This window comes from Streptomyces sp. NPDC055243 (genome assembly GCF_044544025.1).
GTDB lineage: Bacteria > Actinomycetota > Actinomycetes > Streptomycetales > Streptomycetaceae > Streptomyces.
In genome coordinates this window covers 144351-166145 of record NZ_JBITWR010000001.1, presented here as the reverse complement: position 1 = coordinate 166145, position 21795 = coordinate 144351, and the positions used below count along the sequence as shown (strand labels likewise).

The window sequence follows — 21795 nt, the reverse complement described above, 5'->3', positions numbered from 1 at the left end:
TCCATGCCGGGGTACATCGAGGACCGCTGGTACAAGAAGGGGCCGCCCGACCCCAAGACGGGCAAGGCCACACGCGTGCCGACGGCCCGGTGCAATCAGGGCAAGCGGTGGAAGGTCGCCGGCATCCCCGGGGTGCGGAGTCGGTCCTTCACTAAGCTCGAAGGAGACGGCGGGGCCAAGGCCTGGCTGAAGGAAGCGGCCACCGACACGACCCGCGGCGCGTTCTACGACCCTCGCGACGGCAAGATCACGCTGGACGAGTATGTGCGCAAGCACTGGTGGCCCAACGTTCGGATGCCGCCGACGACCAAGGAGTCCGTCAAGCGCCGGGTCTTCAACCACATCCTGCCCCACGTGGGTGCGCTTCCACTCAGCCGCATCGGCCACGACGAGATCAAGAGCTGGTCAACCAGGGCAGAGTGCAGCCTGGACGTCAGTACCCTCGCGGCCACGTGGGCACATTTCTCGTCAATCCTGCAGGCCGCTTACAAGGCCAGACGGGTCCCTGAGAATCCGTTCAGGGACCCGGAGCTGAAGGCGCCCAGGCCGCCGAAGTCTCGGGCCAAGGCGTGGCCGTTGGAGACAGTCATGGCTGTCAGGAATTGTCTGGACGACCGCTACCGCATCCTGTTGGACGAGGCTGTTACGGCCGGGCTGCGCCAGGGCGAGACGTTCGGCCTTTCGCCCGACGACGTCGAAATCACCGGCGGCACTGACGACGTGATCAAGGTGACTCGGCAAGTCGTAGTGGTGGGCGGCAAGATGGCGTTCGCGCCACCCAAGGGCAACAAGACACGCGAGGCTCCCTGCCCGCCCGAGCTGGGACACGCGTTGACGGAGTATGCGGAGCGGTTTCCCTCGGTGCAGGTCACCTTGCCGTGGATCGATCCCGACCGGCCGAATCTTCCCTGGGCCGATCGGGAGCTGCGGACGGTTCGTCTGTACGTGACGACACCTTCCTCGGCGGACTCTGTCTACCGGGACACCTTCAACAACACCCAGTGGAAGCCTGCGCTCGCCGAGGCTGGCGTCATCCCCAGGCCGGTCGTGGAGCGCGTGCCTGGCAAGGGCAAAAAGCCGTGGCGTCGGACGACGTGGGAGATGCCTCGCGAGGAGGGCTTCCATGTGCTGAGGCATACGTTTGCCAGCGTGGTGCTCGCCGAAGGGGAGACGATCGGCCAGCTGGCAGACTGGCTGGGGCATGGCGACCCTGCCTTCACCCTACGGACCTACGTCCACTTCATGCCGAAGTCGGGGAAGCGGGCGGTGGCCGCCTTGGGGCGCATGCTGGATACTGCTAGGCAGGTGCAGGCGCCAGCGCCTGCGGGGCCTGAAGTGCTTGCTGAGACCTGACAGTTCTGGATCTCCCCAGATCCTCCCCACGGGCTCCTTCGGGCGAACTGATCTCCGTGTACATGCAGGTCAAACGACCTTCAGTACTCAAAGCCTTGCGGAAATCGGAGTTCTGCATGACGCCGCGGACCGCGCGGGGGTGCAGGGCCTGCAGATACAGGGCGCGGATACCGGCGACCCACATCATCGGGTCGCCGTGCATCTGCCAGGTCACGGACGAGGGCCCGAAGAGCCCCGGGTCGGCCGGGGCCCGGTCCGCCGCCCCCGGCTGCCCCGATGAGGATGTCTCGCGCATACAACCACCTCCTGACCGCAGGCTACGCCGCCGCTGCCAGGCTCAACCCGCCTTGAACACCTCGGGGTTGGCGCAGTGCTCCAGCGGCTCGCCGCGCAGGAAGCGGCCGACCTCCGCGGCGACGATGTTCGCGGCCTTGTGCGCGACCTGCCGGCTGCCGCCCGCGATGTGCGGGGTGAGGACGGCGCCGGGGGCGGTGAGGAGACGGGAGTCGGCGGGCAGGGGCTCCTCGGGGAAGACGTCGAAGCCCGCTCCGGCGAGGTGGCCCGAGTCCAGTGCGTCGCAGGCGGCTTCGTAGTCGAGCAGTGCGCCGCGGGCGCAGTTGACCAGGATCGAGCCGCGGGGCATCGCGGCGATCTGCGCGCGGCCGATCATGCCCTTGGTCTCGTCGGTGACCCGGGCGTGCAGGGAGACGATGCGCGAGCGGCGCAGCAGTTCGGCGAGGGAGACCTGCTCCGCGACACCGGCCAGCGCCTCGGGCCGCACGTACGGGTCGTGCACCAGGATCTCGGCGCCCATGGCGCGCAGGACCTTGGCGACCCGGCTGCCGATGGCGCCGTAGCCGATCAGGCCGACGGTCGCGCCGTCGATCTCGATGCCGCAGTTGTCGTAGTCGTAGTAGTCGCCGCGCCAGGTGCCCTCGCGCAGGGCGGTGTGGGTGTCGCCGACGCCGCGGGCGGCGGCGAGCATGAGTGTGAGGGTGTGTTCCGCGGTGGCGGTGGCGTTGCGGCCGGGGGCGTAGCAGACCGCCACGCCGTGCCGGGTCGCGGCGTTGAGGTTGGCGTTGACCGGGCCGCCGCGGCTGGTGCAGAACAGCTTCAGGTCGGGGCAGTTGGCGAGGATGCGCTCGGTGAGCGGGCCGTGCTCGGTGACGCAGACCTGCACCCCCTGGAGCGCCTCGATCATCTCCTCCTCGCTGCCGGACGCCTCGATGACCTCTCCGACCGGGCCGAACGGCGTGTGCGGCCAGGGGAACTGGAGCTCACGGACGTCCAGCGGCAGCTCCCCGGCGGCGGCCCGCACGGCCTCGGTGAACAGGCTCGGGCGGATGAAGTGGTTGCCGGCGGCGAGGACGGTGGTGCTCATGGGTGGGTCTCTCCTGAAGGGCGGTGGGGTGGGGTGGCCGGTCAGCGGATGTCGGGGGTCTGGTGCGTCGCGGGGGTGTTGAGCCGCAGCAGCGCGGTGTGTCCGTCCTCGATCCGGATCTCCGTGAGGGCGCCGTTGTACAGCTGGGGGAAGACCCGGCGGTAGTCGGCGAGCGGAATGCCCAGGAGGTGGCAGAGCAGCACCCGGACGAGGGTGGAGTGGGCGACGAGCAGGACCCTGCCGTGCGGCTGTGCGCGGGCGATGTCGGCCAGGCAGTCGGCGGCGCGTGCCGCGGCCTTGCGCGGGTCCTCGCCGCCGGGGAGGTGGTGGGCGACCGGGTCGTCGAGGAAGGCCGCCAGCTGCTCCGGGAAGCGCTCGCGCATCTCGTCCCTGGTCAGGCCGTCGCCCTCGCCGAAGTCGAGTTCGTTGAGCCGCTCGTCGACGCGCGGGGGCAGACCGCAGGCCTCGGCGGCGGGCGCGGCGGTGAGCCGGGCGCGGGAGAGCGGGGAGCTCCAGACGGCCGTGAGTTCGGCGGTGACGGCCCACTGGGCGAGCGCGGCGGCCTGTTCGCGGCCGTGCGGGGTGAGGGGTACGTCGGTGCGTCCCGCGTAGCGGTTCTCCGCGTGCCAGACGGATTCGCCGTGGCGTACGAGGATGAAGTCGGTCACTGCGCTGCCCTCCTGCGGGCGTGGTCGGCCACGGCCTGGTCGAGCCAGCCGCGGCGGGTGAGTTCGTCGATGAAGCGGAGATAGGCGGGGAGGTAGCGGGCGGTGCGGTCCGGCGACGGGTGGATCTCGGCACCGGTCCGGACCATGGCCGCGGCCGTCTCCTGGAGGCTCGCGCCGGAGGAGGTGGCGGCGAGCACCGCCATGCCGATGGCGCCTTCGGCCTGTTCGGGCAGGCGTACGGGACGTCCGAGGACCTCGGCGCGCAGCGTGCACCAGTAGCGGTTGCGGGCGCCGCCGCCGGTGAGGGTGAGGGGGCCGTCGACGGGGGCGCCGAGGTGGTCGAGGTAGTCGAGGCAGAGCCGTTCCAGGCAGGCGACGCCGAGCAGGTAGGCGTGGAACTCGGCGGCACGGGTGGGGACTTGGCCGAGGATGAAGGGTTCGGCCTGCGGGGCGCGGAAGGGGAAGCGTTCGCCGCCGGTGGAGACCAGGGGGTAGGCGACCGCGTCCGGGTCGAGCGCGGCGGCCTGAGCGGTGAGCGCGTCCAGGTCCTCGCCGGGGAAGTGCCGGGAGACGACTCCGGCGCCGCTGCTGGAGGCGCCGCCCGGCAGCCAGGTGTCGCCCGGCCCGCGGTGGCAGTACACGACGCCCGCCGGGTCGCGGACCAGGTGCGGGCTGGTGCCCTTGAGGACGAGGGTGGTGCCGAGCACCGCGTTCCATGCGCCGGGCTCCAGGGCTCCGGCGCCGATCTGGGCGGCGCAGCCGTCGGTCATGCCGGCGACCAGGGTGGTGCCCTCGGGGATGCCGGTGGCTTCCGCGGCCGCGGCGCACACCGTACCGAGCACGCTGCCGGGGCGTACGACGTCGGGCAACAGGCCCTCGGGCACCCCGAGTTCGGCCATGACCTTGTGCGGCCAGCGCTCGTCGACCAGGTGGTAGCCGGTCTTGAGGGCGTGGCTGGCGTCGGCGGCGACCTGGTGTCCGGCAAGTCGCCAGGTGACCCGGTCGACCTGGTGCAGGAGGCGGGCCCCCGCCCGGGACGCCGCCGCGTCGTGGTCCAGGAGCCAGGCCAGCTTCGGCAGCGCCCAGGACGGCTGCATGCTGCGGTAGCCGAGCTCGCGCCAGACCTCGCCGCCCGCTTCGTTGACGGTCGCCGCCTGGTCGGCGGCGCGCCCGTCGTCGTACATCAGGCCGGGCGTGAGCGGGCGGCCCGCGGCGTCGGCGAGCAGGATCGTCCCGGAGGTGCCGTCGACGGCGAGCCCGCGGACGCGCCGCGCGTCGAGTCCGGCCAGGGCCTCGCGGCAGGCGGCGGACAGGGCGGTCCACCACTGCTCGGGGTCCTGCTCGTGGCGTACGCCGTCGCGGTGGCTGGTCAGCGGCCGGGAGGCACTGGCGAGGAGCTGCCCGGTGCCGTCGACGGCGACGCAGCGGGCGCTCTGGGTGCCAAGGTCGAGGCCGAGCCAGATGCCGTCGAGGGGTCCCGGGGCGTGGTCGGCAGAGGGGGTCTCAGGCATGGATGTCTCCCGGGTCGGTGCGGTTGTCGTCGCCGTCGTCGCGCGGCCCCGCGACACTGCTCCCCTGCCATATCGCGCCGCCCCGCCGGCCGACCCCGCGGGCGATGGCCCGCCCGGTGCCGTCGAGGAGGGCGTCGACGGAAGGACTCTCAGACATGGAGATCTCCTGGGCCGATGGGGGAACGGTCACCGTCCCGTGGGCTCCCGGTCGGCCCCGCGACACCGCTCCCCCGCCAGACCGCACCGCCCCGCCAGCCGACCCCGCGGGCGATGGCCCGCCCGGTGCCGTCGAGGAGGGCGTCGGCGGAAGGACTCTCAGGCATGGATGCCTCCTGGGCCGATGGGGGAACGGTCGCCGTCCTGTGGGCTCCCGGTCGACCCCGTGGCACTGCTCCCCCGCCAGACCGCACCGCCCCGCCAGCCGGCCCCGCGGGCGATGGCCCGCCGGTCGAGGAAGTCCTCGTACAGGGCGGCGTAGAACTGGGCGCGTTCCGGGTCGGGTTCCCAACTGCTCTGCATCCGGACGTACTTGGCGGCGGCGGTGTGCATGCTGCTCTCGGCGCCGGAGCGGACGAGGCCGGTCAGGAAGGCCCCCTTGGCGCCCAGTTCGGTGTCGCCGGAGCGGGCGGTCGGCACGCCCGTCGCGTCGGCGATCAGCGCGCACCACGCGTCGCTGTTGGCGCCGCCGCCGCACAGCCGCAGCTCGCTCACCTCCGTGCGGGCGGCGGCCAGCGAGTCGCGCAGGACCAGCGAGAGCCCGTCGAAGACGGCGCGGGCCAGGTCGGCACGGGAGTGTTCCAGGGACAGGCCCCAGAAGGAGCCGCGGGCGTGCGGGTCGAGGAAGGGCGCGCGTTCGCCGGCCGGGGAGAGGTAAGGCAGGAACAGCAGCCCGCGGGCGCCGGGCTCCGATGCGAAGGCCAGCCGCGCGAGGTCCGGCGGCCCGGCGAGGCCCAGCATCTGCGCGGCCCAGCCGAGGACTTCGGCGCCGTTGAGGGTTGGGAAGGCGCGCAGCACCCGCTCGCGGCCCCGGTAGGCGATGTTGATGCCGGAGGGTTCGCCGCCGGTGTCCACGTCCGTGCGGACGATCTCCGTGCACAGGGTGGTGCCGAGGATGCTGCACGCCTGGCCCGGATTGACCACGCCGACGCCGCGGGCGGTGGCGGCGATGTCGTACGGGGACATCACGACCGGAAGGCCGGCGGGCAGCCCCAGTTGGCCCGCGGCCTCGCCGGTGATCTCGGCGATCCGCTCCGACTCCCCGAGGACGGTCGGCAGGAGGCGGTGGTAGGCGCTCAGGCCGAACAGGTCGAGGATCCGCGGGTCGTAGTCGCCGGTGGAGTGGTCGAGGAAGGGGGCGGAGGCGTCGGACTCGTCGCAGGCGCGGACACCGGTGAGGCGCAGGAAGAGCCAGCCCGCGGCGGTCAGACAGGTGCTGGAGCGTGCGAGGCGGTCCGGGTCGTGGGCGGCGAGCCAGCTGAAGAGGGCGTTGGGCATGCCGGCGCAGGTCAGCGATCCGTTGCGGCGGAATGCGGCTTCGAGTACGCCGTCGCGCTGCCAGGCGGTGAGCAGGTCGCCGGCCCGGCCGTCGGACCACAGGATCGCGGGCCCGGTGGGGCGGCCGGCCTCGTCGACGAGCCAGGCGCCGTCGCCCTGGGCGGTGAAGGACACCAGCCAGACGGGGTCGCCGAGGCCGGAGAGCACGCTGCGGACGGTATGGACGACGGCGTTCCAGACGGCGTCCATGTCCTGCTCCGCCCAGCCGGGGTCGGGCCGCAGGACTTCGGTGGCGAGCCGGGAGACCGCGATCTCCTTGCCCTGGTCGTCGAAGACGACCGACTTGATCATCGTGGTGCCGACGTCGATGGTCAGTACGGACATCAGGTCAGTCCTTTCACACCGGCCGAGGCGGTGGCGGGCGCGGCGGTGGCGGGCGCGGCGTCCGGCGCGGCGTGCTCCGGTGCGGCGTGCTCCGGCGCGGCGGTGTCCTGCGGGGCGCCGGTGTCCTGCGCGGCGCCGTCCGCCGGTGCCGCGCCCGCGTCGTCCGGCAGCTTCAGGAAGAGCGCGAGCACGGTGCTCACCGCATGCATCCCCGCGAATATCCAGACCACCCCTGTGACGCCGAGCGGCCCGACGAAGACGGCGACGACCGCGGGGCCGATGAACGTGCTGGCGCCCGCGCCGAGGTTGAGCGCGGCCAACGCCTGCCCCTTGTGCCGCGGCTCCAGCGAGGGCACCAGTGCCGAAAGCGGTACATACCCGGCCAGCGTAGCGCCGTAGAAGGCGGCGGCCAGCAGCGCGAGCGGGAAGTTGTCGCCCGCCGCGTTCGGCACGTAGAAGAGGAGCAGCGTGCTGACGGTGCAGCCCGCGCCGCCGAACCAGGCGATGGTGCGGCGCCAGCCGAACCGGTCGCCCACCACGCCGAACAGCAGGTTGGCGAAGATGTTGGTCGCGAACATCGCGCTGAGCAGGTGCAGCCACTCGGTGAGGCTGAAGCCGACCGTCTTCGTGAAGTGGATCGGCATGATGACGAAGAAGCCGAACTGCGAGGCCGTGTTGATGACCCGGGCGAGCGATCCCGCGCCGACCCGGGGATTGCGCCACAGGACCGTGACGCTGCCGACGAGCGTGGCGAGCGGCCCCTCGGTCTCGCCCCGCGGCCGCTTCCCGCCCCCGTCGTCGCGGACGAGGAGCAGGGCGATCAGACCGCCCGCGGCCACCAGGACCAGCGCCGACCACAGGGTGGCGTAGGCGCCGATCTGCGGGATGAGTCCGCTGGCGACCAGCGAGCCGAGGGTGGGCAGGCCGCCGGTGAAGGCGAACCAGAACCAGCCCATGGCCGTGCCGAGCCGGGCGCGCGGCGCCACCGAGGCGATCCAGACCAGGAACCCGTAGGCGAACAGCGGGTAGCCCAGGCCCCGCAGGCCGTACCCGAGCATCATCAGCGGATAGCTGGTCATGGGGATGGCCAGGACGAGGAAGAGGAGCTGGAAGACGCCCCAGATGCCCAGGCCGGCCCACATGACACGGCGCGGGCCCCACAGGTCGGAGAGGACTCCGGAGAGCCAGGCGGCGATGGCCGCGGCGGCTCCGTAGACGGTGAACAGCAGCGCGACCCGGGGCTGCGAGATGCCCTCGTCGATCAGGTACGGAGAGAGATAACCGGACTCGACCCCGTCCCCGATCATGAAGAGGAGCAGCCCGAGGTAGCCCCAGGCGAGGGTCGGCGGAATGCCCAGGCGTGTGATCAGCGAACGCGGAGGAGGGGTCGGAGGAGTCGGCATCGGCTCTCCCCTTTCTGCGGCGGCGGCAGGAGGGACGGACGAGCTGATGGAACAGCTGGCCGGAAAGACGAGTCAATGGCGGCCGGAATCTTCCCATCGGGGCGGCGACCTGCCGTGTTGCGTCGAACCGGAGCCGCTCGCCGACGCCGCGCTCCGCGGGCGGGGCGCGTTAGATCCGTGCGAACATATCGCGGCGAGTTCACGTGCCACCTGCGGGCCAGGGCGCGGATACCGGAGGGAGCGCTGCGATGGACCGGGTGGAGGCGCAGGAGGAGCGGCGGCGGCAGCTGCGGGAGGCCGTCATCGGGCGCGGCTTCGTGCGCACCGCGGACCTCGCCGAGGAGTTCGGCGTCAGTCTGATGACCGCGCACCGCGATCTGGACGCCCTGCAGGCACAGGGCTGGCTGCGCAAGGTGCGCGGCGGTGCGACCGGGCTGCCGTCGGCGCAGTTCCACGGCAGTGTCGCGGAGCGGATGGCGACCATGGCGCAGACCAAGCAGCTGCTCGCGCGGGCCGCCGCGACGCTGCTGGTGCCGGGTCAGACGGTGCTGCTCGACGACAGCACGACCTGCCTGCTGCTCGCGCACCAGACCACCGAGCACACCCCGCTGACCGTGATCACCAACTCCCTGCCGGCCATCACCACGCTCGCGAAGGAACCCGGCATCTCACTGATCACGCTGGGCGGTGCGTACTTCCCGGCGTACGACGCCTTCATGGGCCTGCACACCGCGGACGCGGTCCGTGCCTTCCGCGCCGACGTCCTGTTCATGTCCACGACGGCCGTCACCAACGGCCGCTGCTACCACACCTCGCCGGAGACCGTGCAGGTCAAGCGGGCGATGATGGAGTGCGCGGCGCGGCGGGTACTGGTCGCGGACCACACCAAGTTCTGCAAGGACGGTCTGTACGCGCTCGCGCCGCTCACCGACTTCGATCTGCTGATCGTGGACGACGGCCTTGCGGCGGAGCAGGTGCGGGCGGTGCGCGCGGCCGGCACCGAGGTGATGGTGGTGCCTGCCCGCGATCGGTGACGCGCCCGTCGAGGGGTCAACTCCGGTCCGGACCGGGCAGATCCGCGGTCAGGTAGGAGATGACCATGTCCCCCAGCATCGTCCGGTAGTGCTCGCGGCGCGAGACCTCGGTGAGGTCGCGGCCGAAGAGCGTGCGGAAGGTGTGCCGGTTGGAGACCCGGAAGAAGCAGAACGAGCTGATCATCGCGTGCAGGTCGACGGCGTCCACCTCGGCTGCGAACACGCCCTGCTCACGCCCGGCTTCGAGGATCGAGGCGATGACGTCGATCGCCGGCGAACTGAGCGAGGCCAGACTCGGCGACGCGGCGATGTGCTGCGCCTCGTGGATGTTCTCGATGCTGACGAGGCGGATGAAGTCCGGGTGCGCCTCGTGGTGGTCGAAGGTGAGCTCGGCCAGGCGGCGGATGGCGGCCACCGGGTCCAGATGCCCGACGTCGAGCTGCTGCTCCTCGTACCGGATGACCTTGTACGCCCGCTCGAGGACGGCGGTGAACAGCCGGTCCTTGCTGCCGAAGTAGTAGTAGATCATCCGCTTCGTGGTCCGCATGCGGGCGGCGATCTCGTCCACCCTGGCCCCCGCGTAGCCCATGCGGGCGAACTCCTCGGTGGCCACATCGAGGATCTCCCCCTGCGTACGGGCCGCGTCCCGTGTTCGCTTGGCAGGCGGGGACGGCGGGGGGACGGCGGCGGCCATGCGGCTCCTCAGGGCGGACTCATCGGCGCCGGTCAGTCTAATGCTGGTGCGGATGGCGGCTAATGCTGATGAAGGTGCTGGGCGGCCAGCCGTACGGCCGCGTTCTGCGCTCCGTAGCCCCGGTAGCCTCCCGTGCGCTGCACCAACTCGAAGAAGACGCGCCCGACGGTGGCGGTGTAGCAGTGGAGGAACTCCCCGTTCTCGTCCCGGTCGTAGAGGATGCCGAGCTCCGCGAGGGTGGCCAGGCGCTCGGGCTCCAGCTCGTACCGGGCGGCGAGGTCGTCGTAGTAGTTGGCGGAGATCGGCAGCAGGCCCGTGCCGCTGTCCAGGACGCGCCGGGCGGCGCCGACGATGTCGTCCGTGGCCAGCGCGATGTGCTGGAGGCGGGCGCCCTCGGCGTCCGGCGCCGGGGCGATGTTCAGGACGACGCGCACACCGCCGTCGGGGGACGCGACGGCCCGGCTGCGTACGAGGCCATAGGGATCGGCCAGATCGAGGCTGCCGTCCGCCTCCAGGCCCAGCACGCCCAGGTGGAACAGCGCTGCCTCGTCGAACTGGTGCCAGGGCTGGGTGAGGGCGATGTGGTCGATGCGGCGGACGGCGGCGGCCGGTTCGCGCCGCTGCGGCGGCACGGCGCGCGCCGGCAGGTCGGTGAAGTCGCCTCTCCAGCTGGGGTGGTCGGGCTGGTCCGTGCGGCAGAAGAAGACCTCCGTGCCGTCGGGTGCGGCCACCGCGTCAAGCGGTGCGTCACGTGCTGCCCGACGGCGCGGCACCACAGGTGCGAGCACCGCCTCGGCGCGCCGCGCGGCCCGGTGCGGTTCGGGGGTCTCCACGCCGATGGCCGTCAGCGCCGGGTCCTGACGACGGCCGCTGACCCCGGTGTTGAGCAGGATGCGGGCCTCCCCCTGTTCCCACAGCTCGACCGGCTTCCAGGTGTGCCGTGCGGTGTGGGCGAAGCCGAGGGCGTCGAGCACTCCGCGCAGCGGTTCGGTGTCGGCCGCGGTCAGCTCGGCGAAGGCGAAGCCGGAGGGCACGGCCGCGGCGGGGAGCGTGGACAGGCCGGCCGATTCCTCCAGGAGGAGCAGCGAGCGGAGCGCGTCGACGGCGGTGGATGCCGCCCCCGCCTGCCGGAAGACGTCGTTGAACACTTCGAGCGACAGGGGCCCTTGGTATCCGGCCCCTACGGTGGCGGCGACCAGCGGGGCGAGGTCGAAGCCGCCCTGGCCGGGGAAGCAGCGGTAGTGCCTGCTCCACTGGAGGACGTCCATCGCCATCAGCGGTGCGTCCGCCAGCTGGAGGAAGAAGATCTTCTCGCCGGGGATGTCCGCGATGCCCTTGGGGTCGGAGCCGCGGGAGAGGATGTGGAAGCTGTCGAGGCAGGTGCCCAGGGCCGGGTGGTCCGCCTGTTCGACGATCCGCCAGGCGTGGTCGTACGTGCTGACGTGCCGACCCCAGGCCAAGGCCTCGTAGGCGATGCGGATGCCGTGGGCCGCCGCCCGGTCGGCGAGCAGCCGCAGTTGCTCGGCGGCGAGCGCGTCGTCGTCGACCGCCTCGGGGGCGACGCTGGAGCAGACGAGGAGTAGGTCCGCGCCCAGGCGCTCCATCACGGCGAACTTGCGTTCCGCGCGGCGCAGATTGCGGGCGAGGACGTCGGCGGGGACGGCCTCGAAGTCGCGGAACGGCTGGTAGAGGTCGATGCCCAGGCCCAGATCCGCACAGCGAAGGCGTACCTCCTCGGGGCTGAGAGGCCCGCCCACCAGGTCGTTCTCGAAGATCTCCACGCCGTCGAATCCGGCGGTGGCGATGGCGGTGAGCTTCTCGGACAGCGGGCCGCTGAGCGAGACGGTGGCGATCGATTTACGCATGATGTCCTCCTGTGAGGCCGGTACGAGGCCGGTTACCAGAGCGGCATGAGGCCGTATCAGGCCGGGAAGGCGGCCAGATCGCCGAGGTCGGCGAGCATCGGCCCGGTGTGCGGTTCGAGCCCGGTGAAGAGCCGGAAGGCGTCGGCCGCCTGGAATACGGCCATACCGCCACCGTCGAGGGTGCGGCAGCCGACGGCACGGGCCTCACGCAACAGCTCGGTCTCCAGCGGCCGGTAGACGACTTCGGCCACCCAGAGTCCGGGCCTGAGCAGCGTGACCGGCAGGGGCAGGCCCGGGTGCGCGACCATGCCGGTCGGTGTGGCGTGGACGAGCCCGTCCGCGGCGGCGAGGCGCTCGGCCATCGCCCCGGTCGGCGCGGACACCGCGCGGCCGGGGCCGAAGCGAGCGGTCAGTGCGGCGGCGAGGGCGGCGGCGCGGGCCGGGTCGGTGTCGACCAGGGTGACCCGGTCGACGCCGAGGTTCAGCAGGGCGTGCGCCACGGCGGCGCCCGCACCGCCCGCGCCGAGCTGCACGACGTCGCCGGTGGGCGCGTCGGCCAGGCCGCGGGCGAAGGACTGGGCGAAGCCGGTGGCATCGGTGTTGTGCCCGATGGCACGCCCGTCCCGGAAGACGACGGTGTTCACCGCGCCGAGTTCGGCGGCATCGGGGGCGAGTTCGTCCAGGTGCTCGATGACCAACTGCTTGCAGGGGTGGGTGATGTTCAGTCCGTCGAAGCCGAGGCTCCGGGCGGCGTGCACCAGGTCACCGACGGCCTCGGGCGCGACGCCGAGGACGTCGATGTCGAGGGTGCGGTAGACCAGGCGCACGCCGTGCCGGTCCGCCTCGCGTTCGTGCAGGGCGGGGCTCAGCGAGGGGCCGATGCCGGAGCCGATCAGGCCGGTGAGGTACGAGGTCATCGAGTATTCCTGGGGGTCGGCTTGGCACGGTCGTTCACGATGTCGCGGTGGGCGCGGCCGGTTCAGAGGGCGGCCGCCTCGGGCGCGGTCGTCGGCGCCTTCGCGTCCCCGGCGCGCAGGCCGAGGTCGGCCGTGGGCACGCGGTGCGTCTCGCGCCCGGTGGCCACGGCGATGGCGCAGATCGCGCAGAAGGCGGCGGTGAAGATCGCGACGCCGAGCCAGTTGTCGCCGTCGGGGCCCGCGATCTGTGCCGCGAAGGTGACCGCGAAGCCGGCGACGGCGAAGCCGATCTGGGTGCCGATGGCCATGCCGGACAGGCGGACCCTGGCGGGGAACATCTCGCCGTAGAACGAGGGCCAGATGCCGTTGGCCGCGCTGTAGACGACACCGAAGAGCAGCACTCCGGTCACGAAGACCAGCGGGTAGCTGCCGGTGGAGATCGCCCACAGATAGACGAAGATCATCACTGCGCTGCCGAGCGCTCCGACGAGGAAGACGGGCTTGCGGCCGATGCGGTCCGAGAGCCTGGCCCAGAGCGGGATGGCGAGCAGGGCCACCGCGTTGGCGCTGCCGGCGACCCAGAGCATGCCGGTCTTGTCGAGACCGACCGCGTCACTGGTGGCGTACGAGAGGGCCCAGACGGAGAAGATCGTGCTGACCGTCGCGATCAGCGCCGCCGCGACCACCCGCAGCACATCGGCCCAGTGGTTCCTGACCAGCTCCGCCAGCGGCATCCTGGCCACCTCCTGGTCGGCGGAGACCTGCCGGAAGACGGGGGTCTCCTCCAGGGTGCGGCGGATGACGTACCCGGCGACCGCGACCAGGGCGCTCAGCAGGAACGGGATGCGCCAGCCCCAGCTGTAGAGCTGCTCGTCCGGAAGGGCTGCGACCGGCAGGAACACCAGGGTGGCGAGGAGTTGACCGGCCTGGGTGCCGTTGAGGGTGAAGCTCGTGTAGTAGCCGCGCCGGTCTTCCGGCGCGTGCTCCAGCGTCATCGCGTTGGCGCTGGCCTGCTCGCCGGCCGCGGAGAGCCCCTGGAACACGCGCATCAGCACGAGGAGCACCGGAGCGACGGTGCCGACCTGCGCGTACGTGGGCAGACAGCCGATGAGGAAGGTGGAGAGGCCCATCAGGATCAGCGTCCAGACCATGATCTTCCGGCGGCCGAGCCGGTCACCGAAGTGGCCAAGGACGAGAGCCCCCAGGGGGCGGGCGGCGTAGGCGACGCCGAAGGTCGCCATCGAGATCAAGGTGGCGGTGGCCGGGTCGTCCGGGTCGAAGAAGACCTTGGGGAAGACCAGGGCGGCGGCACTGCCGTAGATGAAGAAGTCGTAGTACTCCAGCGCGCTGCCGATCCAGGCGGCGAAGGCGGCCTTGCGGGGCCTGCCCCGGGGCGGCTCGGCCGACGGCTTGTCGGCCTGTGGGTGTGGGTGTGGGTGTGGGTGTGGGTGAGCGGACACGTGAACTCCTCGGGGAGAGCAGCGCCCCCACGGGCTGGGGCGGGCTGCGAGGGGGACGGGGGGCCGGCGCCGGCGCTGCTGGGGGGAACGCCGGAACGGGTGGCGAGGGGGTGCGCACCCGGCACGTGCTGTAGTTAACGCACTAGATAGTTAATTAACTTGGGAGAGATGCTCGCCCGCCCCTGGGGCCGTGTCAATACATCTGGCCGTAACAGACCTGCCGGATCCGAGCGGAGCGGAATCCTGGTGCCGAGCGGACGCGTTGCTCCCCCTCGGCTACTGCGGCCGGGCACGGGCGAAGGAGGCGACCAGGCGGACCCAACGGCCGACAGCCACCCGGGGCCCGCGGGACAGCCGCCGGAGGCGCGGCCCTCCCCTTGTCCGGTGACAGGCGCCCGGCTGCGGGACGACGACGACCGGGCACCGGGCGCGACGAAGCGTGCGGAAGATGAGCGAACCGCGCAGCGGGCCGCTCGCACCGCCGTGGCCGCGCGTGCCCACCACGAGAGCGAGCGCGTGTGCGGACTCCTGGGTCAGTACCTGCGCCGGGTGGCCGGAAAGCACCGCGTGGTGCACGTCCACCTCCGGGTGAGCGACGCGCCAGCCCGCGACCATGTCCGACAGCATCCGGCGGCATTCGCGGACGGCCGCCTGCTCGTCCAGGACGCCGAGGAGCGGAGGGCGCCACACATGCAGCACCCGCAGCGTCACACCGCGCCGGGCGGCTTCCTCGAAGGCATGGATGACCGCGGCCGCGGAATGACGGCGGCCGTCCCAACCGACGTTCACACCCACGACGAGGAAGGGTGGCTGTCGGCTGGACGCGGTCTCGCGCACCAGCACCACCGGACAGGTGGCGTGCGCGATGACCGGCAGCGCGACCGAGGCCGTGGGGAAGGGGCCCTGGCGCCGGCTCGGCCCCCGGGAGCCGAGCACCAGGGCTGCGGCGGTGCGGACCTGCCGGCGCAGAACCGGCACGGGCGCGTCCGCGGCGAGCAGCATGGAGACCTCAAGCCGAGGGTGCCGGCTCCGCACGAAGGCGACCGCCTCACGGAGGGCCTGCTCCGCGGCGGCGCGCGGGTCACGGGCCTGCCGGATTCCAGGCAGACGGGTCGCACGACCACGACGACGTAGGGGCACGGGCCCGCGCTGATCGACGGGCCTCTGGGCAAGGACCAGGCGCAGTGGCAGACAGCGCCGGTGCGCGTCGTCGGCTCCCCACGCCAGGGCCGTGCGGCAAGGCGAAGCGGCATCGACGCCGACGACGATCGGTGTGCGTACAGGAGCTGTCACCGTCTCCTCCGCAGCCTTCCCGGCGCCTCACCCGCCCACCTGAGCCGGACCAGGCGCTGAGGACGGCCAGGGCCGAACAGCCTGCGCCACCCCTGCCTCACCGCCGGGCTGCTCAAGAGCCCGGCCCCTCGCGATTCCGCGCACCACCGCGACGGGGTTCTTCGGGGCACGGCGTACCGAGCGCTTGGAAGGTGACCTACCAGGACAGCGGAATGGGCCGCTGCTGGACGCGCGTTGCGCTGACGTGGCACGACCGACAGCATCGGGTCCACCACTCCTGCCTGGTCGGATCGGCGAGAGGCGGGGGCCAGGAGCCGGGGCCTCCTAGTCGTGCGGGACGACCACGACGGGGGCGGCGGCGTGGTGGAGCACGGCATGAGCGGTAGGGCCGATGCGCATGGCGAGGGCGGGACGGTGCATCCGACGGCCGACGACCACGAGCCCGGCGTCCGCGGCTGCTTGCAGCACCACTCCGGACGCGAAGGCGAGGTCGACCGTCTTGACCACCGTGACCTGGCTGTACTTGTCCTGCCACGGCTGAAGCACGTCTGACAGGGCCGACTCCATCTGCCCTGTCAGACCGCCCTCCTTGCTGGCCATCTGCCCGGCGACGGGGCTGTGCCCGTACAGCGGCGGGAGGTTCCAGGCGTGCACGGCGCGCAGCGCGGCCCCGCGCGCGGCGGCCGCACGGAAGGCGAACTCCAGCAGCGGCTCGGCCGGGGCGCCCAAGTCCTGGACCCCCACGACCACTTCGCTGTCGTCGCTCGCCGCGGTCGAGCGCTCGTTCGCCCGTACCATCACCACCGGGCACCGCGCCCGGGCGAGCACCGTCTGACCGACGGAGCCGAGCAGGAAGCCGGCGATGGCGCCGTGCCCACTGGAGCCGAGGACCAGCATCTCGGCGCTCTCCCCCTGATCGAGCAGCACCTCGACCGCCAGGTCCGAGAATTGCCGAGTGTCGATCGTCAGCTCTGGGTACAGGCCCTCCAGTTCCGCTTTGGTCTCGCGCAGGATGCGCAGCGCCCAGTGCTTCTGGGCCTCCCTGTCCTGGGCGACGGGCACATCGTGCGGCTGCCAGATCCAGGCGTGCGCCAGGCGCAGCGGCAGGTCGCGTCGTCGTGCCTCGCGGGCGGCCCAGTGGGCGGCGGCCAGACTCTCGGGCGATCCGTCCAGGCCTACGGTGATGGGGCGGAGCATGAATAACACCTCCGGGTCCGGTACGACGGGCCTGCGGCTGTGGCCACCGGCCTCGCCCCTGATCCTCACGCTGACGCGGGCATGCCCTCCATGGGCCGGAGGTCCCGGAGCCGGGCCACCCGGCCCTGCTCTCGCACGACGCCGTGCGGACCGTCACGCCGTCACGTCCGCTGGCGCTCCGCGCCCTGAGTGCCGCCCTTGGCGTGACGGAGATACATCAGTTGTGCGCAACGATCGCGACCGGCCCCTTGGCGTGATGGATCACCGAGTGTGCGGTCCGTCCGAGACGTTCCCCGGCAGGCAGCCGACGGCCCACGACGAGCAGGTCGGCCCCCGCCGCGGCCCTGACCAGATGGTGTCCGGCCAGTCCGTGCACGAGTTGCTCGGTGACCTGCGTCCCCGGGAACTTGTGCTTCCACGGTGTCAGCGCGGCCGCGAGGAGACGGGACTTCTCCGGCGCGGGGTCCGTGGCGTCGGCGCTGGGCATCAGGGGAATGGCCCAGGTGTGGACGACATGGAGCGGTGCGTCGCGGACGGCCGCGGCGAAGAAGGCGAACTCCATCAGCTCGTCGCAAGGATGGTCCAGGTCGAGGCCCAGGACAACTGGGCGCGATGGGCTTGCCACCGAGCCCTCGCGCTCGTCCTCGGAATGCTCTCGCGCCCGCACCAGGACGACAGGGCAGGCCGCCCGGGACGCGACGGCCAGGGCGACCGAGACCACCAGGACACCGGCGAGCGCACCGAAGCCGCGTGAGCCGAGCACCAGGAGGGCCGAGGATTCGGCCGCTGCCGACAGCGCCCGCACCGGTGGGCCGGTGACCTGCTCGTCGAGAATCCCCAGGGTGGGGTGCGCGTGGGAGAGCCGCAGGACGGCACGGTCGAGCGCACCGCTCTCACGGTGGAACGGGACCTCGATCTCGGGCAGCCGGCTGCGCTCCGCCGGCTGGTCGTAGGCGTGGATCAGGTGGAGCGGGATATCGCGCCGCAGGGCTTCCCGGGCCGCCCAGTCGGCGGCCTCCAGACTCTCGGGGGAACCGTCGATGCCTGCGGTGACGGTCTGTTGCGGGGTCATGGTGCGCACCTCCACGGTTCGGTCAGGGGATCAACGGGTCGAGATCCGGTCGGCCCGAGCCGGTGCTCGGGAGGTAGCTCCGATCGACGGCGCGCTTCTCCGTGTTCGGGGGCGATGGGCATGCGTTCGGTGGTCAGGTGTGGGGGACGATGGCCACTGGGCAGGCGGCGTGGTGCAGCAGGGCGTGGTTGATGGGGCCGAGTTGCATGCCGATGTGGCCCTTGCGGTGGCGGGCGCCGGCCACCAGGAGGTCGGCTGTGCGGGAGGCGTCGAGGAGCACCGTGCGGGGGTGTCCCTCGGTGATCTCGCGGCAGACCGTGGTGTCGGGGTGGGTCGCCATCGCCTCCCGTACGGCCTCGTCGACCTGGGCCGAGGCGCGCTGCTGGTGTTCGTCGTGGACCATCGTGGGGAAGTCGGGGACTTCCCGGGCCGGGCAGCGCCAGGCGTGGACGATCGTCACCGAGGCGTTGCGCGCCTGGGCCTCGCGGAAGGCGAACTCCACGGCCGGGGCGGCCTCTTGGGGGGTGTCGATGCCCAGGACGAGGTTGTGGAATCCGGCCTGGAGGTTCTTCTCGCGGCCGCGTACCACGATCACGGGCGAGGCGGCATGGGCGGCGACGGACAGGCTGACCGAGCCGAGCAGCAGTTCGGCGAACGCGCCGCGGCCCCGGCTGCCGAGCACGACGGCGCCGGCGTCCGGGCCGACCCGCGCCAGGGCGTGGGCCGGATCCTCGGAAAGCACCTCGCCGGTGACCTTCACGGTGGTGGTGCGCCGCTGGGCGCGCTCGACCGCCGAGGCCACGATGTGGCCCGCGAGCACCTGCGCGGAGGGCCGGTTGCTGCCGAAGGAGGGCTGGTGCCCCTCGTACCACTCCCACCGTGAGGCATGCACGACACGCAGCGGCACACCGTGCGCCGCGGCCTGGTCCGCCGCCCAGTCCAGGGCGCGCAGGCTCGAATCCGAGCCGTCGACTCCGACGATCAAGGGCCTGTCCACGACGATCAGGGGCCTGTCCACGCTGCCACCACCCTCCACCACGCCCCCGGCAGGGGCTCTGCTGCGGACCGTTCCACCGAACAGGCCGACCCGGCAGGGGCGAACCGGCCCCAACAAGGGACATTCGGCCCTGGATGGCCGGCCTCCCCCGACGTGCGCGCAAATTGGCCAAGCCTCCACCCGCGGCACGCACGAGTCCCCGTCCGGCTGCTCAACTACTACGGTGAGACTGAGGAGCGCGATGCGCTGCGCCTTGTCTGCACCAGCTGGAGGAAGCCATGAGCGGGGAGGGACGCGGCGAGGGCGCCGAGCAGCACCTGCCCAAGCTGCGGCTGGACGAGCTGCTGGACGAGCTGCAGTCGCGGATCGACGCGGCGCGCGGGACGCAGGACCGCGTGCACAGCCTGCTGGAAGCGGTGCTGTCGGTCGGCCGGGAGCTGGATCTGCCGCAGGTGCTGCGGCGCATCGTCGAAGCTGCCGTGGTGCTGGTGGACGCCGAGTACGGAGCGCTGGGCGTGATCGGGGACGACCGCCGCCTTTCGGAGTTCCTGACGGTGGGGATCGACGAGGAGCAGAGCGCGGAGATCGGTGACCTGCCCAGCGGCCACGGCATCCTCGGCGAGCTGATCCGGCACCCCGTCCCGCTGCGGCTGCCGGAACTGTCGCAGCACCCCTCCTCCTACGGTTTCCCGGCCCACCATCCGCCGATGCACTCCTTCCTGGGAGTGCCCATCCGGGTGCGCGACCGGGTGTTCGGGAACATCTACCTCACCGAGAAGCGCGGTGCTGAGGAGTTCGACGCCGAGGACGAGGCGGTGCTGTCCACGCTCGCCGTCGCGGCCGGGGTGGCCATCGAGAACGCGCGGCTGTACGAGGAGACCCGGCTGCGCGAGCGGTGGATGCGGGCCAGTGCGGAGGTCACGAGCACGTTGCTGTCGGGCGCCCCCAGTGCCGAGGTCCTCGAACTGATCGTCGAGCAGGCCAGGGAGATCGCCTCCGCGGATGTCGGGATGATCGCGGAGTACGTGTCCGGAGCCGAGGAGCTGCAGCCGATGCTCGCGGTCGGGGTGGACGCGGGGCAGCGCAGCGGGCTGGTCCTCCCGGCTCAGGAGGGACTCGTCGGGGCCGTGCTCACGACGACGGAGCCGGTCGTCAGCGCCGACGTGGCGGAGGACGCCCGCACCGGAGAGCGGGACTCGCAGTGGGCCGGGCTCGGGCCGGTGGTCGCGGTGCCGCTGGGAGCGGGCGGCAAGGCGCGCGGCGTGTTGCTGTTGGGGCGGCTGGCGGGCCACACGCCGTTCTCGGACGCCGACACCGGGCCGCTGCTCGGTTTCGCGGACCAGGCGGCACTGGCGCTGGAGCTCGCCGAGCGGCGCCGGGACGCGGAGCAGATCACGCTGCTCCAGGACCGCGACCGGATCGCACGCGATCTGCACGACCTGGCGATCCAGCGGCTCTTCGCGGCCGGCATGACCCTGCAGAGCACGCAGCGCTTCGTGGACCACCCCGAGGCCACCGAACGGCTCTCTCGGACCGTCGACGACCTCGACGACACCATCAAGATTATTCGGTCCACCATCTTCGGGCTGCGCACGCACGGGGGCGGGGCCAAGGAGGACAGCGGCCTGCGCGGCAGGGCCTCCGCGGTGGTACAGGCCTCCGCCTCCTCGTTCGGCTTCGCTCCCGCGCTGCGGATCGAGGGTCTGGTCGACACCGACGTCCCCGGCGATGTCGCGGATCATGCGCTCGCGGTGCTCGGCGAGGCGCTCAGCAACGCGGCCCGGCACTCGGGGGCACGGTCGGTGGACGTGCATCTGCGCTGCGCTGAGGGAGAGCTGGCGCTGAGTGTGACCGATGACGGCTGCGGGGTGCCCGCCGGGGTCGAGCGCAGCGGGCTGAAGAACCTGGAGGACCGGGCCCGGACACTGGGTGGCATCCTGACGCTCGGTGAGCGGCCCGGTGGCGGCGGGACCCGTCTGATGTGGCGTGTGCCGACGGGTTCAGGGAGCTGACGGCGCGCCGTCGAGTACGTGCCGAGCCGCGCGCCGCGGAGAGGCGGGCCCCTCGGGGCCGTACCCCAGGCGGACCACCATCTGAGCGTAGCCGCGCCGGTCGCTCACCAGCGGCAGGAGCCGTACTCGCAGGTCAGGCCATTCCAGCGCCTGGTGCAGCAGCGATGCCCGCAGGCCGTGGGCGGTGGCGACGAGCAGTACGTGCTCAAGTGCCTGGCCGGCACGCAGCCAGTCGGCCCGGCGGTCGTGGCCGGTCGACAGCACGGCGATCGTCGGCCGTTTCTCGAAGGGCCTGGCGGACAGCACCGAGGGGTGCCGGTGTGCGCCGAAGTCGCGCATCGGGAGCAGTTCCCGGAAGTCCTGCTGTCCCATCGTCTCCAGCGGAATCCCCAGGTCCATGAGGTCCGGCTCACGCACCCAGCGGCGGCTTTCGGTGGCCCGGTCGGGGTCGGCGGTGTTGCGGTGCTCGGCCTCCCTCGTGATCTGCAGCAGGCGGTCGGTCTCGCGTGCCCCGGGACGGCTCAGGAGCGCCCCTTCGGCGTGGGCGGCCTCCGTGAGTTCGGCGCCCGTACTCGCGGGCACCGGCCGGTCAGAGAAGGGGAACCGGCTGCTGTGCCGACGCCACAGGGCGTCGTACAGGCGCGTGCACGACGAGGAGGTCCTGGCTGCGCCGCCGAGCCGTACGGTGGCGAGCAGGTCGGGCTCGTCCGGCCTGGGCAGCACGCGAGGCACCGGTTCCCAGCCGAACCGCGCCACCGCCACCCGCAGGTTGAACAGTGCGCAGCCGACGGAGAGGTGCAGGGCACGCCCGCTCGGATCGGTGTGCCGCAGACCGCGGCCTGCGGCAGCGCGGATCTCCAGCGTGACGGTGTCCGGGTCGAGCCGGAAGCGCCAGGGCTGGGTGTTGTGGATCGAGGGGGCTGCCACCGCGGCGGAGACGAGCGTCTCCAGGGTCGGGACATCGAGAGTCGGAGACTTCATCAAAACTCCTCCCCGCCCTGCGCCGAGGGGCAACAGGGCTTTTCGGCGGCCGTTGCCAGCGTGCGGCTGCCGGGAGCCG

At 72.2% G+C, this 21795-nt stretch carries 19 protein-coding genes and 1 pseudogene; 3 read left to right on the top strand and 17 right to left on the bottom strand.

Translation table 11 applies throughout. The features are described from left to right. Positions 1–3 precede the first annotated feature (3 nt). Entirely contained in the window at positions 4–1353 is a 1350-nt protein-coding gene (locus ACIGXX_RS00820; RefSeq protein WP_399971481.1) for a tyrosine-type recombinase/integrase, read from the top strand. A gap of 94 nt (positions 1354–1447) precedes the next feature. On the opposite strand, the pseudogene ACIGXX_RS00815 reads toward ACIGXX_RS00820, so the two are convergent. From ACIGXX_RS00815 to ACIGXX_RS00780, 8 genes and pseudogenes are all read right to left on the bottom strand, one after another. After that, positions 1448–1648: pseudogene (locus ACIGXX_RS00815) on the bottom strand (oxygenase MpaB family protein); the annotation flags it as partial. A 42-nt stretch (positions 1649–1690) separates the two neighbouring features. Then, complete coding sequence (locus ACIGXX_RS00810; protein ID WP_399971478.1) at positions 1691–2734, bottom strand: 2-hydroxyacid dehydrogenase; 1044 nt, start codon at positions 2732–2734, stop codon at positions 1691–1693. Positions 2735–2775: 41 nt separating this feature from the next. Continuing rightward, positions 2776–3402, bottom strand: a complete 627-nt coding sequence (locus ACIGXX_RS00805) for a histidine phosphatase family protein (protein WP_399971476.1) — start codon at positions 3400–3402, stop codon at positions 2776–2778. Further along, positions 3399–4913, bottom strand: coding sequence for an FGGY-family carbohydrate kinase (locus ACIGXX_RS00800; protein ID WP_399971474.1), 1515 nt, complete (start codon positions 4911–4913; stop codon positions 3399–3401). Before ACIGXX_RS00800 ends, ACIGXX_RS00805 begins: the two co-directional genes overlap by 4 nt. Beyond that, positions 4906–5070 (bottom strand): hypothetical protein, encoded by a 165-nt coding sequence (locus tag ACIGXX_RS00795; RefSeq protein WP_399971471.1) that lies wholly within the window; start codon positions 5068–5070, stop codon positions 4906–4908. The genes ACIGXX_RS00800 and ACIGXX_RS00795 overlap by 8 nt, the downstream gene beginning before the upstream one ends. Next, on the bottom strand, positions 5063–5236 hold the full coding sequence (locus ACIGXX_RS00790) for a hypothetical protein (protein WP_399971469.1): 174 nt from the start codon (positions 5234–5236) through the stop codon (positions 5063–5065). Before ACIGXX_RS00790 ends, ACIGXX_RS00795 begins: the two co-directional genes overlap by 8 nt. Further along, the gene (locus tag ACIGXX_RS00785) at positions 5229–6791 is read right to left on the bottom strand and encodes an FGGY-family carbohydrate kinase (protein ID WP_399971467.1); all 1563 of its coding nucleotides are present in this window, start codon (positions 6789–6791) and stop codon (positions 5229–5231) included. Before ACIGXX_RS00785 ends, ACIGXX_RS00790 begins: the two co-directional genes overlap by 8 nt. After that, the gene (locus tag ACIGXX_RS00780) at positions 6791–8194 is read right to left on the bottom strand and encodes an MFS transporter (protein WP_383816550.1); all 1404 of its coding nucleotides are present in this window, start codon (positions 8192–8194) and stop codon (positions 6791–6793) included. Before ACIGXX_RS00780 ends, ACIGXX_RS00785 begins: the two co-directional genes overlap by 1 nt. 248 nt (positions 8195–8442) lie before the next feature. Here ACIGXX_RS00780 and ACIGXX_RS00775 point away from each other — a divergent pair, with 248 nt between their 5' ends. Beyond that, positions 8443–9228, top strand: coding sequence for a DeoR/GlpR family DNA-binding transcription regulator (locus ACIGXX_RS00775; RefSeq protein WP_351157226.1), 786 nt, complete (start codon positions 8443–8445; stop codon positions 9226–9228). A 16-nt stretch (positions 9229–9244) separates the two neighbouring features. Here ACIGXX_RS00775 and ACIGXX_RS00770 read toward each other — a convergent pair whose 3' ends face one another. The 8 genes from ACIGXX_RS00770 to ACIGXX_RS00735 all read right to left on the bottom strand — a co-directional run bounded on the left by ACIGXX_RS00770 (position 9245) and on the right by ACIGXX_RS00735 (position 18744). Continuing rightward, positions 9245–9922 carry a TetR/AcrR family transcriptional regulator gene (locus tag ACIGXX_RS00770; protein WP_351157229.1) on the bottom strand — a complete coding sequence of 226 codons (678 nt, stop codon included), beginning with the start codon at positions 9920–9922 and terminating at the stop codon, positions 9245–9247. Positions 9923–9981: 59 nt separating this feature from the next. Further along, positions 9982–11787: a TIM barrel protein gene (locus tag ACIGXX_RS00765; RefSeq protein WP_351157231.1), complete on the bottom strand. Its 1806-nt coding sequence runs from the start codon at positions 11785–11787 to the stop codon at positions 9982–9984. A gap of 56 nt (positions 11788–11843) precedes the next feature. Beyond that, positions 11844–12704 carry a shikimate dehydrogenase gene (locus ACIGXX_RS00760; protein WP_351157233.1) on the bottom strand — a complete coding sequence of 287 codons (861 nt, stop codon included), beginning with the start codon at positions 12702–12704 and terminating at the stop codon, positions 11844–11846. Between the two features lie 62 nt (positions 12705–12766). Further along, a complete protein-coding gene (locus ACIGXX_RS00755; protein WP_399972787.1) occupies positions 12767–14059 on the bottom strand; it encodes an MFS transporter in 1293 nt (430 codons plus the stop codon). A 381-nt stretch (positions 14060–14440) separates the two neighbouring features. Beyond that, positions 14441–15457 carry a universal stress protein gene (locus tag ACIGXX_RS00750; protein WP_399971463.1) on the bottom strand — a complete coding sequence of 339 codons (1017 nt, stop codon included), beginning with the start codon at positions 15455–15457 and terminating at the stop codon, positions 14441–14443. Between the two features lie 324 nt (positions 15458–15781). Beyond that, positions 15782–16654 (bottom strand): universal stress protein, encoded by an 873-nt coding sequence (locus tag ACIGXX_RS00745; protein ID WP_366461687.1) that lies wholly within the window; start codon positions 16652–16654, stop codon positions 15782–15784. 217 nt (positions 16655–16871) lie between these two features. Continuing rightward, positions 16872–17726, bottom strand: a complete 855-nt coding sequence (locus tag ACIGXX_RS00740) for a universal stress protein (protein ID WP_399971460.1) — start codon at positions 17724–17726, stop codon at positions 16872–16874. 133 nt (positions 17727–17859) lie between these two features. Beyond that, positions 17860–18744, bottom strand: coding sequence for a universal stress protein (locus ACIGXX_RS00735; RefSeq protein WP_383816532.1), 885 nt, complete (start codon positions 18742–18744; stop codon positions 17860–17862). Positions 18745–19001: 257 nt separating this feature from the next. On the opposite strand from ACIGXX_RS00735, the gene ACIGXX_RS00730 reads away from it, so the two are divergent. Beyond that, positions 19002–20735, top strand: coding sequence for a GAF domain-containing protein (locus ACIGXX_RS00730; protein WP_399971457.1), 1734 nt, complete (start codon positions 19002–19004; stop codon positions 20733–20735). Here ACIGXX_RS00730 and ACIGXX_RS00725 read toward each other — a convergent pair. Then, a complete protein-coding gene (locus ACIGXX_RS00725) occupies positions 20724–21716 on the bottom strand; it encodes an Acg family FMN-binding oxidoreductase (protein WP_383816527.1) in 993 nt (330 codons plus the stop codon). The genes ACIGXX_RS00730 and ACIGXX_RS00725 overlap by 12 nt on opposite strands. Between the last annotated feature and the right edge of the window lie 79 nt (positions 21717–21795).